The organism is Maribacter ulvicola (assembly GCF_900155985.1).
GTDB classification, from domain to species: Bacteria; Bacteroidota; Bacteroidia; order Flavobacteriales; family Flavobacteriaceae; genus Maribacter; species Maribacter ulvicola.
Genome location: NZ_FTMA01000001.1, coordinates 1,951,276 through 1,966,865, shown reverse-complemented (window position 1 = coordinate 1,966,865; position 15,590 = coordinate 1,951,276). Strand labels below are relative to the sequence as shown.

Annotated in this window: 13 protein-coding genes; 3 read left to right on the top strand and 10 right to left on the bottom strand. The window is 32.6% G+C overall.

Going from position 1 to position 15,590, the window contains the following annotated elements; genetic code table 11:
- Positions 1 to 39: 39 nt before the first annotated feature.
- The 3 genes from BW936_RS08445 to BW936_RS08435 form a co-directional block, all read right to left on the bottom strand.
- A complete protein-coding gene (locus BW936_RS08445; RefSeq protein WP_076547885.1) occupies positions 40 to 1,296 on the bottom strand; it encodes an MATE family efflux transporter in 1,257 nt (418 codons plus the stop codon).
- A gap of 34 nt (positions 1,297 to 1,330) precedes the next feature.
- A complete protein-coding gene (locus BW936_RS08440) occupies positions 1,331 to 2,470 on the bottom strand; it encodes a response regulator (protein ID WP_076547884.1) in 1,140 nt (379 codons plus the stop codon).
- A 276-nt stretch (positions 2,471 to 2,746) separates the two neighbouring features.
- Positions 2,747 to 3,976 carry a glycosyltransferase gene (locus tag BW936_RS08435; protein WP_076547883.1) on the bottom strand — a complete coding sequence of 410 codons (1,230 nt, stop codon included), beginning with the start codon at positions 3,974 to 3,976 and terminating at the stop codon, positions 2,747 to 2,749.
- Between the two features lie 799 nt (positions 3,977 to 4,775).
- On the opposite strand from BW936_RS08435, the gene BW936_RS08430 reads away from it, so the two are divergent.
- The 3 genes from BW936_RS08430 to BW936_RS08420 all read left to right on the top strand — a co-directional run bounded on the left by BW936_RS08430 (position 4,776) and on the right by BW936_RS08420 (position 9,306).
- Positions 4,776 to 6,836 (top strand): tetratricopeptide repeat protein, encoded by a 2,061-nt coding sequence (locus BW936_RS08430; protein WP_076547882.1) that lies wholly within the window; start codon positions 4,776 to 4,778, stop codon positions 6,834 to 6,836.
- Between the two features lie 371 nt (positions 6,837 to 7,207).
- Entirely contained in the window at positions 7,208 to 8,896 is a 1,689-nt protein-coding gene (locus tag BW936_RS08425; protein ID WP_159439009.1) for a sensor histidine kinase, read from the top strand.
- Complete coding sequence (locus BW936_RS08420; protein ID WP_076547880.1) at positions 8,893 to 9,306, top strand: response regulator; 414 nt, start codon at positions 8,893 to 8,895, stop codon at positions 9,304 to 9,306. Before BW936_RS08425 ends, BW936_RS08420 begins: the two co-directional genes overlap by 4 nt.
- A gap of 19 nt (positions 9,307 to 9,325) precedes the next feature.
- Here BW936_RS08420 and BW936_RS08415 read toward each other — a convergent pair whose 3' ends face one another.
- The 7 genes from BW936_RS08415 to BW936_RS08385 form a co-directional block, all read right to left on the bottom strand.
- Positions 9,326 to 10,036, bottom strand: coding sequence for a LytR/AlgR family response regulator transcription factor (locus BW936_RS08415; protein ID WP_076547879.1), 711 nt, complete (start codon positions 10,034 to 10,036; stop codon positions 9,326 to 9,328).
- Positions 10,037 to 10,357: a histidine kinase gene (locus BW936_RS08410; RefSeq protein WP_076547878.1), complete on the bottom strand. Its 321-nt coding sequence runs from the start codon at positions 10,355 to 10,357 to the stop codon at positions 10,037 to 10,039.
- On the bottom strand, positions 10,354 to 11,412 hold the full coding sequence (locus tag BW936_RS08405) for a sensor histidine kinase (RefSeq protein ID WP_076547877.1): 1,059 nt from the start codon (positions 11,410 to 11,412) through the stop codon (positions 10,354 to 10,356). Before BW936_RS08405 ends, BW936_RS08410 begins: the two co-directional genes overlap by 4 nt.
- Entirely contained in the window at positions 11,412 to 12,542 is a 1,131-nt protein-coding gene (locus BW936_RS08400) for an FIST signal transduction protein (protein ID WP_076547876.1), read from the bottom strand. The genes BW936_RS08405 and BW936_RS08400 overlap by 1 nt, the downstream gene beginning before the upstream one ends.
- Before the next feature lie 11 nt (positions 12,543 to 12,553).
- Complete coding sequence (locus tag BW936_RS08395; RefSeq protein WP_076547875.1) at positions 12,554 to 14,530, bottom strand: PAS domain-containing sensor histidine kinase; 1,977 nt, start codon at positions 14,528 to 14,530, stop codon at positions 12,554 to 12,556.
- The gene (locus BW936_RS08390) at positions 14,523 to 15,065 is read right to left on the bottom strand and encodes a heme NO-binding domain-containing protein (RefSeq protein ID WP_076547874.1); all 543 of its coding nucleotides are present in this window, start codon (positions 15,063 to 15,065) and stop codon (positions 14,523 to 14,525) included. Before BW936_RS08390 ends, BW936_RS08395 begins: the two co-directional genes overlap by 8 nt.
- A gap of 79 nt (positions 15,066 to 15,144) precedes the next feature.
- Positions 15,145 to 15,546 (bottom strand): response regulator, encoded by a 402-nt coding sequence (locus tag BW936_RS08385; protein WP_076547873.1) that lies wholly within the window; start codon positions 15,544 to 15,546, stop codon positions 15,145 to 15,147.
- Positions 15,547 to 15,590 lie beyond the last annotated feature (44 nt).

The window sequence follows — 15,590 nt, the reverse complement described above, 5'->3', positions numbered from 1 at the left end:
ATTTTTTTTATTTGCAGGACCACTGCATTGATTTTTATTTTATGTATCAGTGACTTTTGAATCCGCTTTGTTCTTGATGATGAAAAATAGTAGTTGAGCTACCAGTAATATGATCATAGCTATGATTTGCATATGAACTACCATCTCTAGATTGTCATGATATAGCATGATTAAAGCAACTTGAGAGAAGCCTAACAATCCGGATAATATTACGGGCGAATATTGATTTAACGATAAAAAGTAATAAGCGAAAATATTTGATACCGCGAACAATGAAGTCGCCAAGGCATACTTCCACAGTAAATGTGCAATAGATAAATAAGCGTCACCGAACATTAAGGTGATTATTAAATTTGGAAATAAGAAGCACACAAATACGATAAAGGTAGATAGCCCACCAATAAAGAATACGTACTTAAACAGCACCGGAGCCGTTGGCTCACCATCTTTTTGTTTTTGAATGACTGTTGGCATTAATAGCATTACAAACATCCAAGCCACAAAGTACACCACCCTACCGATCAATGCCAATGAAGAATACAAGCCAGCTTGTTTATCATCAAAATAGTGCTTGACCAATAATATATCGCTATTATTTATTATAATCTGGGTAAGTTCATAACCAGCCGTGAGACCTATGAAAATCCAAACTTGTTTTAAATCTACCGCAGCTAATTTATCCTTACTAAATAGTTGAATACCTTTAAAATCTGATGGAAATAGTCCGAATACAAAAGAAAGGGCGATACCTGTGGCAATTAAAATACTAGATTCAAAAGGTACCAATAGCAACAAGGCAAAGGTAAACAACAACCTGCTCCACATTTCTGTTTGGTAGGTACCCGCCAATTTTCCAAAATCATGACCTCCTTGAAATCTTCCTCTATTTACACTCATAACAAAGTACAAGGGTATAGCTACCGCAAAAATCATGAACATATAATGATTCTGCGTATTGAACAATTCTTGAAGATTCTTAGAGAAAATGAGTACCAGAATACCCGTAAATACACCGAATGCCAAAGCATATCTATACATGGTATTCTTAAATACAACCCACGTATAATCTGTAAATAGCACCGCAAATTTTGTAGTCGCCAATTGAAATGTCATACCAACAAAAGAAAGTACTAACAGTAAAGTGACCAATAATGCAGCATCTGCAAAGGCTTCAGGACCTAACGACCTACCTAATAAGAGGTTGTAAAGATAATTTCCGCCGTTTACAAGCAATGCGCTACCCATAAACAACTGTTTAGGGGAGATTCGCTTTAAAGCTAATTTTATTGCTGACATTTAATAGGGTGGTTCTTTGGATTATTGAGTATAATTATCTGTATACAACCGCAATCTTAGCGAGTTGACCAACAATTTTAACAGAGTCTTTCATTGATAGTTTAGAGCCATCTGCATGAATCCATCTTTTAAGTGGCTGTTCACAGATAAGTTTAATGGCTTCTTTTTTACCGTAGTATTTTCTCATTCGTATAAACATCTCAACATCAAACAACCACTTGGTTATAAATGGTTTGGTAAACATTAAAGCTACCACAGAGCGATCCATAACTTTGGCACCACATTGAGTATCATTAAATGGCATTCTTAAAATGGTTCGTATAATCAAATTAATGGTCATACTTATTATTTTACGTGCAGATTCTTTAGTGATATCTGCCCCCATTCTACTCATTCTAGAACCACTAACAATTTTAAAATCAGACTTATCCAGTGTTTCCACTAAATCATCAAAATCTCTGAAATCTGTGGAAAGATCGGCATCTAAAAAGCCTATATAATCTAATTGCGGATCTTTTGCCATATGCAGCATTCCTAAGCGTACCGCTTCAGCTTTACCACCATTTTTTTCACAATCGTAAATACTTATATTGCTTTCATTACCTTTTTTTAATTCTTCTAAAACCTCTAAAGTTTTATCTGTACTACCATCGTTCACAAAACAAAGATGATAACCCAGATTACTATGTGCAAAATCTCTAAACTCTTTACCCAAAAGGCGTTCTTCTTCATTATAACAAGGGATAACAACCCCAACGCAATTTTTTTGCAACATTCTTCCTGTACTTGAAACCTCAGCATTCATTTCAATAACAGGGGCACCAATAAGTCTTTTAATACGGGCTGACATTTCAGATAAACTCACTGGTTTTTTCATATAATCATCAATACCCAAAGTAAAACCGTCCATAATAATACCTTCTTCCGTATTACCGGACATTACTAAAACCGGGGTAGAATTTCTTCTTCCGTTCTTTATATGTTTTACAACTTCTAAACCAGACATATCTGGCATATTGATATCAACTAGTACTAAATCTGGCTTAAAAGAGTCATATAAATCTATTCCTTTTTGACCTGAATCAGCGGTCTTAACGTCATAACCTAGTTCGGTAAGTCGTTTTTCAACAGACAATAAAATAAGTTGTTGGTCATCTATAGTTAGTATTTTCATGGTTGTATTTAAGTAAGATTTAACTTACATATAACGCAGTATTACTCAAAAATTGTAGTTTTTATGAAAAAAAATAAAAAATTGTTAGAACAGATGAGCATTATAACCTACTGATAACTAACTAAAATCACTACTTCATCATCGTAAATATTAATAAGAATTTCAAAAAAGGTCCCTGCTACAATTTAGTAGTATGTTTAAAATATTTTTTTAAGAAGATAAAAAAGGAGCAGCTAACCACACTACCCCTTTTGTCACTAAACCCAACCAAATAATTTATGCAATTAATTCTTTTTCTATTAAAGGCACATCTAACTTAAAACCTTTATGCTTTGCTATTTGTAATGCTTTAAAATATTCTATATACCTATTTGTAATAGCTGACATTGGTAATGAAGAAGCTGCTCTATAATTAGCTTTTGCCAAGTATAATCTATACGAGTCATGCAACAAAACACTCTCAATAGCATCTGCTAAAGATGCTGCACTTTCGGGCTTAAAGAACTCACCCTTATAGCCTTCTTCATTAACCAAAATTCTTAAATCTTCCAACGCTGGCAACACAACTGCCTTACCGTAACTAACTGCCTGACGCAATACACCAAAACTACCGGTAGTTGAGGTATACGGAAAAACCACAACTGCGCTATTACCAAATACAACCGGTACATCTTCTTCAGCTACATTACCTGTAAAACATAGTTGATCTACATGCGCATATTTCTTTTTCATACGATCTAAGTATCCTGGAGTATTTGGACTATCTGTACCTGCAATTACAATTTCTATATTTTCATTAGTTCGTGCTCTAATTAGCTCTATTGCCTCTACCATAACCTCTACTTTTTTATAGCTGCCAAACTTGCCAAAAGCCATAACCTTTTTTGCTCCTACAGGTAAATCATAATTAGGGTCTTGCAGGATTTCAAAAGAACCGTGCGGAATTAAAGCCACATTTCTAGACTGATATTTATTTTCTAGTATGGTTTTATACTTACTAATGGGTACTGCAACTACATCTGAAGCCAATACAAATCTTGTAAGCACATTACCAACCCATTTGTATACTTTCTTTATTATTGTATTAGAAGTTATTCCTGCATTCTCGAAATAGACTTGCTCAAATTTGTTGTGCAATATTGAAATAGTGGGTATCCCTTTCATTTTACACAGGAAGGGTAATATTAAACCAAGTGCAGCAGGTATTTTCTTATCACCGAACTTTAAAAACTGTAGGTTAAAAAGCACAGCAACTGGTTTAGTAGCCGATATCACCTTATTAATTTTAAATAGATTCCCATAATCATTAAAGTTCCAACATTCTTTTACGGTAATCTTACATCCATCTTCATTAAAAATAAGATCTTTTTTTCCTTCTGTTTTATCGGCAATCACTATTATTTCTGTCACCTCTTTTTGAAGTCTAAAATGTTTTACTAAGTGATATCCGTATTCGCTCAAGGTTACTTTACTGGGCGGATAGGCAGTTACAATGGCAAGTCTCATAGGTTAAGTTTTAATGCAAACTGGTTGATTATGAAACAAATATCTATTTAATAAGAATTTTTTTGGAACGATTTTAGGTGGATGCAACCTTACTATAGACGAATGGTAGAGATGACTGGTTAAATCTTTACAGCGTACCTATACTTCAATATATCAAACACTTACACTTTGCAAAAGAATATTATATACAGAAAAAACATCAAGATTTAAAATCCTTACAAATAAGACTTCTCTAATAGTAAAGTAATAAGAGACTTTGTTTTGTTTACATAATATGAATAAACATCCTTGCGACAAGCCTTAAAAACATTGAATTGTATTTTTTATAGATATCCACGCAAGCGTTACATCATTTAAATCTAGATATTCCAGTAAAGCCTGTCAATGCCATGTAAACGGTCTCTTAAAAAATATGAGTACTATTCGTATACTATAAGGCAACCTTACCATATATTACGTCCAACAGAAATCCACTTCCAACAAAATTTGAGAGTTCATTACCCCTGACAACGACCAATACGCATTTATAAATATCTTTTCTGAAAAACTTAATACAACACAAATTTAATTGCTGTCATTCTAGTATTTTCCACATACAAACTTTTACTTGGTCAGCATTAAATTCCTATTTAAACCACGGATATTTTAAAGGTTTTTAGTGACTATAGCGTTATATTTTATGATAGGCAATTATCCCAATTCCATAATGGTAGGTGGTATTTTATTTTTACAATATTAATCTAGACAAATAAATCTTAATAATTACCGTTAGGTATTTGTAGTATTAATCTCACTTTAAATGATTCGTAAAGTAGTATTCCTTATTTTTTTTACCTCTTCGCTATTAAGAGCACAATCAGATATGACCAAGGGCTTTGGTTTATTAGAAAAAGGTAACTTTCAAGAAGCAGAACTTTTTTTTGAAGAATACCTAAAATTCAATCCTAACAATAAAACAGCATTACTCTGTTATGCGCGTGCCGTTGGGTTAAGTGGAGAACCACAAAAAGCTACTGATTTATTTTCCGATCTTTTAAAAGATTACCCAGGTGATTTTGAAATTCTTATCAATTACAACGAATCTTACTTATGGGCAAAAGAATATGAACAAGCCAAGCCCTTGTATGCAGATTTAGTTGAAAAATATCCTGAAAAATTTGGGGCACTATTAGGGTACGCAAATACCTTAAGCAACCTAAAAGAATATAAATTGGCTTTAAGTTGGGTTGAAAAAGCAATAGCACTGCAACCAGAAAACCAAAGTGCCAAGGTCTCTAGAAAATTCATGCGATTAGGTTATGCAAATGCTTTTGTAAATAAGCAACAGTATGGAAAGGGAGAACAAACTCTAAAAAAGATTTTTAAAGATTTCCCAGATGACAAGGATGTACTCATTAACCTAGCAAACCTCTACCTGATAATTAAACAGGCTGACAAGGCAAAAAGTGTGTATAAAAGATATGCAACTACCGCTAAAGATTCTATTACGGCACTGAACGGTATTGCATTGGCAGAACATATAGATGAAAACGATAAAGATGCCCTTATCATCTCTAAAAGTGCTATAGTAAGCGTTGATAAAATTGATGATGTACCACTTACTGAAAATACGTATGCCCGTTATGTTCAAGCCTTGATCTGGAATAGAAAGTTTATTTCTGCCAAGAAAAAAATTGACAGTCTAGAAATTCATTACCCTAACAAAAACTGGATTTTAGCCTTAAAAGCCACTTTGGGGCTATATACTGGTGATGCAAAATCCAGTGTAGAAAATTATGATAGAATATTAGAAAATGACAGTGCATCATTTGATGGTAACCTTGGTAAGGCCAATGCCTTATTTGCTTCTGACAAAATTATACCTGCATACAACATGGCGAACCAAACGCTTAAATATTATGAAAACCAAAAGGATGCGAAAGGATTTATTGAGAAGCTAAACTTGATGCATACCCCAACAATTGAAGAGCATGCTGCCTATACATTTGATAATGGTAACAATACAGCCTTTTTTACAAATACTACTGTAGACCTGCCTTTCTCCACCAAATTTAGAACTACCATTTCTTATTTCTTTAGGTCTACGGAAAATACGGTCACCAACAATAAAGCAACTTCTCATGTAGCCTTAGTTGGTTTACAATATAAACTATTTCCAAAAACGGTTTTAAAATCGGTTCTTGGTTTAAACAACTCAAGATTTTTAGATGAAGCTTATACACAACCGGTTCTTGATCTAAAATTAGATTTGCAACCATTTAAGCTTCAGAATCTGACATTAGGATACCAAAGAGAAGTACAAAGTTTTAATGCAGAATTGATCGAACGTGAAATAGTACAAAACCACTACGGATTAAATTATAATTTAGGGACCAATGTCAATTTTGGTTGGTATACACAATTAATGCACACCCAACAGAGCGATGCGAACGTAAGAAATTTATTGTTTACCTCACTTTATTATAATGTACTTAGAAAACCTGCTTTAAAAATGGGTGTTAATTACCAGTATATTACATTTAAAGATCAAGTACCTACCATATATTTTAGTCCTGATAAATACCAAGCGGTAGAACTGTTCGCAGATATACGAGGCAAAATTTCTGAAAAAACAACATATATAGCAAGTGCCGCTACCGGTATTCAAAAAGTTGAAGATGACCCAAATACTAATATTTTTAGAGCAGAAGCCTCTGTACAACATCAGTTTTCTAAGCGTTTTAGTTTAAATATGTATGGTAAATATAGCAACATTGCCTCTGCAACTGCAGCCGGTTTCGAGTTTACAGAAATAGGATTAAAAGCAAAATGGTTAATTTTAAAGAAACCAATATTCTACAAAAAGCTAAACTTAGATTAGTCTATTTTTAACTAAAAATAGCAATACAAGAAGTTGATATCCAAATTACTAACTAAAGAAACAATCATAATTACAAGTATCATTTAAATATATAAATGAACATTTTATTGCATATATACTGTTAAAGTTATAGAAATTAGAATTAATTGAAAATTTCATTCAAGCAATCAATAACATGTAAGAATTTTACCTATTTTAGCGTAGGTTTAATTATCGTTCCCCCAATCGAGAAATTCAATTGAAAATGAAACTCTAATTAAATCACTATGTGGAAAAGAGTTTTAAAGATGTTTATTGGCCTTTATTTGCCACTTCTTGCGCTTACCCTTTTTTTATATTATTCCCAAAAGGTAAAACTAATTGAAACTATTATGGAGCGTCAGATTCGTGCAAACACGATGAAGAAGGTTTCCTTTGAAGAAGAATGCCATTCTTTTTTACGTAATACCCATTATTGGGCCAATTTAAAATATCCAAAGAATTTTGATCCTTTAATAGCACATTCCTCATTCTTAAGGTCCTATCTAGAACTTATTGAGGATATCACTTTTTATGATCAGTTCCGCTTTATAGATTTAGAAGGCAAAGAATTTTTTAGGGCAGAACGGATTGGAAACGATTCTATTATAATTAGCCCTTTGCAAAATAAAAACTACCATCCTTATGTAAAAGCAGGATTACAATTAAAAAAAGATCAAATATATCTTTCGCAAATAAGCTTAAATAAAGAAAATGGAGAAATTGAAAAACCGCATAAACCAGTAATTAGAACTGTGGCTCCTATTTTTGATAATGAGCAAAACCAAATAGGTTTAGTGGTCATCAATTTTAAAATGAAAAAAATTCTGGACCAAATAAAATATAAAGTTGAAGACAAAAATGTTTATTTATTAGATGAGGATTTTAGAGTTATAAGTGCCAGTACTATAGAAGATGATTTACCCTATGAATCCGGAAATAAAAAAAGTACTAGAGACGGTATTTTATATACCAAAGCAATAACCCAAAACCAAGACAGCACTTTTATTGAAAATGGTCATATATGGTCGCAGCAATCTATTAATTTAAATGGAGCAAGATTTACGTTTGGTTCTATTTCTAACGTACCAACAGAAATAGTAACCCCCTCTAATTGGATTATGGCTTTGGAAATACCTCCAAGATTAGTAACAGCCGAATTACAGCCTGTATTTGAAAGCTTATTAACCTTTAATATTATTTCAATTATTAGTCTACTAACGCTATGTTATATTTTTCAAAAAAAGAAACTAGAAAAAGAGTTATTTTACAGAAAGCTAGAAAGTAAAAATATTTTGTTGACAAGGAATAAAGTTAAATTAGAAGAAAATAATGTCATAGTCAATGAAATGAATAATAGTTTAGAAATTAGAAATAAGCAATTAAGTGATTTCAACTATTTAATTTCACACAATTTGCGTTCTCCGGTAACCAGTATGTCTGTTATTGTTGAAATGATACAGAAAGAAAAAAAACCAGAAATATTACATCAATTATTACCTAAATTAGGGCAAGTTGCCCATAGTATAACCCAATTAACAGAAGATATCAACGATTATGTAGCTATTCTTGACAACAAGGAAATTAAAATAATTGATATAGATATACTAGAACTTATACATGAGGTAAAACATGAATTTACAGAAACACTATTAGACAATAGCGGTTTTGAAGTACGGTTAAACTTAGAAGTATGGGATCATATCTCTTATTCTAGATTTTATTTTAAAAGTATAGTACATAATTTCATATCTAATGCCATAAAATATAAAAGAGAAAACGTAGACTCATACATTGAATTTGAATCTACCATAGAAAACAATCAACAAGTTCTATATGTTAGAGACAATGGTATAGGACTAGATCTTGATAGGCATGGCGAAAATGTGTTTAAACTCTATAAGAGATTCCATAGAAATATTTCTGGAAAGGGAATGGGGTTATTCTTGATAAAATCTCAGTTAGAAGCACTTAATGCAATAATAACAATAGATAGTAAAGTAGGAATAGGAACCACGTTTAAAATAATATTTAAAAAATGACAACAAAACCGAACATATTACTGGTTGATGACGACGAGCTTTATTTGTATTTAATGGAAAAAACCATACATCAATTATCAAGTGAATTGGTGGTATCCACTTTTACCGATGGTGAACAAGCTGTTGAATACATCTCTAACTGCACTGAAAAAAAGATAGAACTCCCAGAAGTAATCTTCTTAGATATCAATATGCCTTTTTTAGATGGATGGGGATTTTTAAATGAGTTTAAAAAGCTGAAAGCTAAAATTCAAAATAGCATAAACATCTATATGGTAAGTTCGTCTATGCGTGACAGTGATATTAAAAGAGCATCACATTTTGAAGAACTAACAGGCTATGTTGTAAAGCCGGTAGACAAAGTACAACTAGCAGAAATATTTAAAAAAATCTATCATGAAAATTGGTAGATAAATGCTAAGCTTATGCTTAAAGTAAGTTTAACCGTCTCATTAGCTCTGGACGGTTAGATCGGCTTATGGGCACTACATTCTTTGCAATTAGCACGCTATTATCCTCTATATCAATTATTTTTGTAAAATTGATTATATAAGACCGGTGTATTTGTAAGAACAATTTTTCTGGTAATTTCTCTTTAATTTTCTTTAAAGTTGTATGTACTCTATGTTCTTCTTTCTGAGTTTTAACGTCGATATAATCTCCTTTGGCTTCTATAACCAAAATTTCATTGAGTTTTAATTTAATAAGTCTTCGATCAATATTGATATATAAATCTTCACCTTCAGGAGAATTTTGTTGAGATGTTACCTGTGCCTGTGCCTTTTTTGGTGAACTACTCTTAATTTTCTCTATGCTTTTTTCAAAACGTGCTAACGTAATCGGTTTTACCAAATAATCAACGATACACTCATACTCATAAGCCGCTATGGCAAAATCTGTATCAGAAGTGGTCATCACCACTCTAGGGGGGTCTTTAAGTGTCTGCACAAAATCAACACCACTAAAGCCAGGCATATGAATATCTAGAAAGATGACATCAATAGTTTGCTGATTTAAAAACTTGATTGCAGAAATTGCATTATCAAATTCTTCAACGACATCTAGCTCAGGAATTTTTGAGCACAGTTGTTTAACAACTGCTCTTGCCGTAGCTTCATCATCAATTATAATACAGTTCATTTAAATAGCTTTTATATATTCATCAATAGTTTCCAATACTTCAACAAATTTAGATTGACTATTGTGTTTTCCTTCCAATAATTCCATCTCATAAGCCACTGCTAGTTTATAAGAATTTTCCATTCCTAAAATATTGAATTTATGTTTTAGTTTATGAACGATTTCAGCTGTTTTTTTTACCCTTAAATTTTCTACATGACCAAAATACTCCTCTTTCTCTAAAGGAAATTCATTTTTAATAATAGCTATAAATTGATCTTTAAACGCCTGGTCATCACCAGCAAGTTCATTTACATAGTTTAAGTTTGGTTGCTCTATCATACATTTTTTTTTAAAGTTATAAAAAACGTAGTACCTACATTTTCTTCTGACTTCAACCACACATTACCTTCATAAAGAACTGTAATTTTCTTAACAATTGCAAGTCCTATTCCTGTAGCATTATTGGCTGTTTCTAATTTTTTGAACATTTGAAAAATACCTTCTTGATGTTTTAATGGAATTCCTTTTCCATTATCAGAAACACTAAATTTCCAATAGACCTCATCTGGCTGATAGTTAATTTCTATTAACCCATTTTCTAAATGTTCTGTAGCAGTAATGGCATTTAAAAACAAGTTCATGAACAGTTGCTCTAACCGTTCTCGTTCAAATACCATTTCTGGCAAGTTTTCCGGAAACTTAAAAGTTACATTTTCTGGAACAAAAATGGTCTTTTCTATATCTCTTAAGCACTCTTCTAACTTGAACGCAACTCTTTTTTCTTTGGTTTCTCCCATGGTAGCATGGCTTAGAATACCAGTAACGAGCTTATCCATTTTTCTCAAATTATCAGATATCAATAAACAATTATCTTTACTTGTCTCAGAAAAATTTTCTTTTTCATCTTCTCTTATCCAATTCATTAATGCACTAATATTTCTAATAGGAGATCTTAAATCATGAGACACCATCTGTGCATAATTGTTCAAAGATTCATTCTGGTTTTCTAAACTAGAAAGTAATTTATCTTTTTCTGTAGCCATCGTCGATACTTGAGATGCCAAATTGCTTATGTAAGATGCAAGTTGTTCTGTATTAAAATCATCTTGAACCTTTAAATCATTTTCATCGTTTAAATTTTCTCTTAAACTACGAATAGCGTTTTCTAGAGAAACGAGAATATTTTTTTGTTGAGAAGCCTCTTGCTGTAACTTTTTATTAGCAACAAAAAGTTCATCAGAACTAATTGTTGATGCCCTTTGAAGCATAGAGAATTTATCGTCATAATTTTCATAAGACTTTTCGATAGCCTCTAAGAAGCGCTCCATTTCTGAATGTGCCTTTAGATCCTCAGGTAAATACTTTCGAATTTGTCTTTTTAAAAGGGAATGCATTATTCGCTAAATAAAGTTATAGTCATAGTCTGGTTATGCAATTTACAACTATCTTGACCACTGAACGGAGCCATTTCTCCATAAGAATAAAACCCGCTTATTACTGTATTATTGCCTATTACAGCTTTAACTTCCTCTATCTCTTCCTCTGTACGTTGGTCCATGACCAATTTTCTACCTATACAACTTATTAATAAAGCTAGCTCAGGAGAATTAGTTCTACCATCCATAGCCAGTTCTGCAGCTCTTGAAGCCCCGTTCGCTATATCATCTATAGAAGACATCATTAATTGCACGCGAGAACCTTCAGGAACGTCACCAGCAAGTGTCATTGTATTTTCAACTTCATCTATATTAAGAATTGTTCTTACTAGCGGTTCTGAGTCTTCAGTTGCTTTTACACTTAGCGGATAGAGTAAAGCCGATTTGGGCAATTCTACTGCCTTCTCACCCAAATATTTTTTATAAAGGTCCAATGCTGGTTTACCGTCTAATTCATAAAGCAAATTTCCCTCAGATTTTGTAACGATACGTTCTGGTCCAAAAGTGGTCCATCCCCCAAAATTAGAGCTCGTAATTTCTAAAGAGTCACCATAAAAACCAATGGCTATAATTTCTCCTTCTTTAGGGTTTTCATTATAAGAAGCTAACGTTCTCTCAAAACGATCATCATCTCCACAAAGCCCTCCAGATAGTCCAAAACTAGTATTTTTTAAATGTTCAAGTCCTTCAATAAGTGCACTACCATTTACGGTACTACCTTCAGATATGACAAACAAATGCTTTAAGTCTTCTTTAGGAAATTCCGCTATTAAGCGCTCTCCTAATTTTTCATCATCATTCTGAAAATCATTTACATTACAACGTTTAACCAATACGAAACTTTTTTCAAATTCTATAGCGGTTAAAACAACCGTACCATCCAAAACCTTATCATCTATAATTTCACCAGATGTTGTACCAAATACTATATGACCGTTAGGGAACAAAGCTTTAACCTCATCATAAATTTGTTCATTTTCTAGCATATATCTATTGCCAAAAACCAATACCAGGGGTTCGTTTAATGGCACCGGATTTTGGAGTACAAAAGACTCATTTGGTTTTTTAATTGCTTGTACTGTTTTCATCTTTAGTTGTATTAGTTATGGTCTTTTTTAATGGTAAAATGAAACTGGGTTCCTTCTCCAACCACACTATCTACCCATACGTTACCTTGGTACCTATCTATAATCTTCTTCACTATAGACAGCCCTATACCTGTAGATCTTTCGTTATTTCCTATAGATTGGAATATATCAAAAATCTTCTTATGATATTCTTCTGGTATACCTACGCCATTATCACTAATGGTAAATTGCCAAAATTCACCATCATCTTTATAGAGCACTTCTACAAGGCCTATTTCTCTTTCTATATGAACTACGGCATTACCGATAATATTTTGAAAAACTTGGTGCACCTTAATTCTATCTGCTAAAATAGTAGGCAAAGGTTCAGGAATTACTAATTTTACATGGTCAGGTATATAAATTGTTTCACCAATATCAGCAATAACTACATTTAAATCTACTTTAGAATCATCTAATACAGAACTATTTGCAGTAGAATATTCAAGAATACCGTGTATTAACTTATCCATAGAAGCAACTTTCTCTTGCATAAGTTCAAGATTCTGTTTACCACCTTCATCTAAAACATCTTTGTAATCCTCATTTAGCCAAGTTGCTAGGGCGCTTATACTTCTAAGAGGCGATTTAAGGTCATGTGAAACTATATGTGCATATTCTTGCAAGCCTTGGTTGCTATTCTCTAAATCTTTTACCAATTGCTCTTTTTGTAGTTCCAGTTCTTTTTGGTTTGTGACATCTAAATGAACCCCTACCGAACCAACTACTTCACCTGCTTCATTATATCTAGGAGCACCACTAATGAGCCAATGTTTTTTATCCCCAGATTTATTCAGTACTTCTACTTCAAACGAATTTGATTTACCACCTGCTTCTAATTTTAATTCTGCCTTAATAACATTCTTATTTTCAACCTTAAAGAAATCTGTGGCGTTTTTACCAATAAGTTCATGTTCCTCAAAGCCGCTCATATCACAAAAACTTTGGTTGGCCAGAAGAATATTATCTTTTTCATCTACTTCTAACAAACCTAAATTCATATTAGCGATAATGTCACTATATTTTTCTCTTTCCGCTTTTAATTTTACTTCAGCTTCATGCTGTTTGGTAATATCTTCTAACATCCCAAGAACAAAACGTGTCTCGTTTCTAGTGTTCTTAACTGCATTGAGAGATACTTTTAGATATAAAGTCTCTCCACTCTTATTAATATATTTCTTTGATACTGTAAATTCATCTACTTCACCATCATAAATTCGTTGCATTAACCGTTTGCTTTCCTCTACATTATCAGTAGCGGTTATTTCTGCTATATTCATAGTTATTAGTTCCTGCGAACTATAACCAAGCAAATTAGTCATTGCATGGTTTACTTTTATTATTTTTTCAGTATCGGAAAGAACAATACCAAGGGGAGAGGTGTTCACAATAATATCTAATTGCTTTTTTTGTTCAGATAATAGTTCTGTAATCTCCATTTCTTGAGTAATATCACGAACAATACCTTGAGCTGCAATAGGTTGTTTATCTTTATTAAAAATTAGACTTGCATTAATTTCAACCCATTTCTCCACACCGTCTCTTAGTACGATTTTAGCTCTATAATTTTTTAGCATACCAACCTCTCTCAAGCTACTAAAAGATTCTATGGTGTATTCCATAAAATCTTTATGCACTAGTTTCCAAAGGTTGATTTCCTCTTTTTCATTATCAAAACCTAAGAAGTCCTTCGCAGATTGGTTCATGCTTACCACATTGAATGATAAATCCATGACCACATATGGATCTATAATATTGATAAAGACCCCATCTAGTTCAGAGGTCTTTTCACTCAATAAATTTTCAAGTTTATTATTAGACTCCCTTAAGTGACGCGCAACCTCATAAAGCTCAATAGATTTTTCTTCTAATATTTTCTCGGCTTGTTGGCGTGCCTTTTTTTGCCTTTCCAAGGCTCTCTTAAGAAGAGTAACTTCCTTACTATCCATGTTGTACAACGTCAAATTTCACTTCTGTGCCATCTTCTTTAAGAAGCTCATAAGTTATATCAGCTTTTCCGTTAAAGTGCTCGAAAGCTTTTTCAATAAGACCATGCGCCAATCTATATAACCCTCTAGAAGAAGAATAGATCATTGAAATAGAATTATCGGTTTTTTCTAGAATTTTAAATGTAGGTAGCTCAGCATCTGGATAAAGCTTTTTTACATGTACATGAATATGATCTTCTATGGAGTAAAGCAAACCAATGGGAGATCGGTAACTTTGAATAACCTCTGGGTGGGCATTTTTAAGACTAGAGAACAAATAAAGTCCAAACGCATATATTAAATCTCCGGCCGGCAAATCTACTTCTTCGCTTAGCTGGGTGATCAAGGCCACCATTTCATTGAATTCGTAAGTGGCTACAGAGGTGTAAATGCCCTGGGAAGGCAGATCTGATTTTTCAATAATATTATCAACGGTCTCTAACCCAAACTCGGATTCGACCATTTCTAAAAACTCGGTAAATACTATTCCTTTCATCTGAATTTTTTATAATATATTCAAACGTAGGAAAATTAATACTAAAATGAGGGAAAATGTTGTGAAATGAGCTTTTTTGTTAGCCTTTCACTAATTGATTAACATTCCAGTACTCTAAAACAGCATTTAATTTATACTCATAATCCTCATATTTTAAAGGCTTGATTACGTAGCCAGCTATACCAACCTCATAGCACTTTAGTAAATCTGCTCTATTTTCAGATGTGGTCAATATGATTGTAGGTAAATACCGAAGCTGCTCATCTTCCTTTAAAATAGAAAGAAATTCTATACCGTTCATTCTTGGCATATTCAAATCTAACAATATAATATCTGGTAATTTCTCACCTGATCTTAAATACGTTAAGGCAGATTCTCCGTTTTTGGCCTCTTGGATAGAATGTTTTAAATTAAGTTTAGAAATTGTTCGTTTCAATTTCATTACTTCAATTAAATCATCTTCTATAAGTAATATATCCATTACATAAATATTTGAAATTCAAATGTCTAACAATCACTAGATAT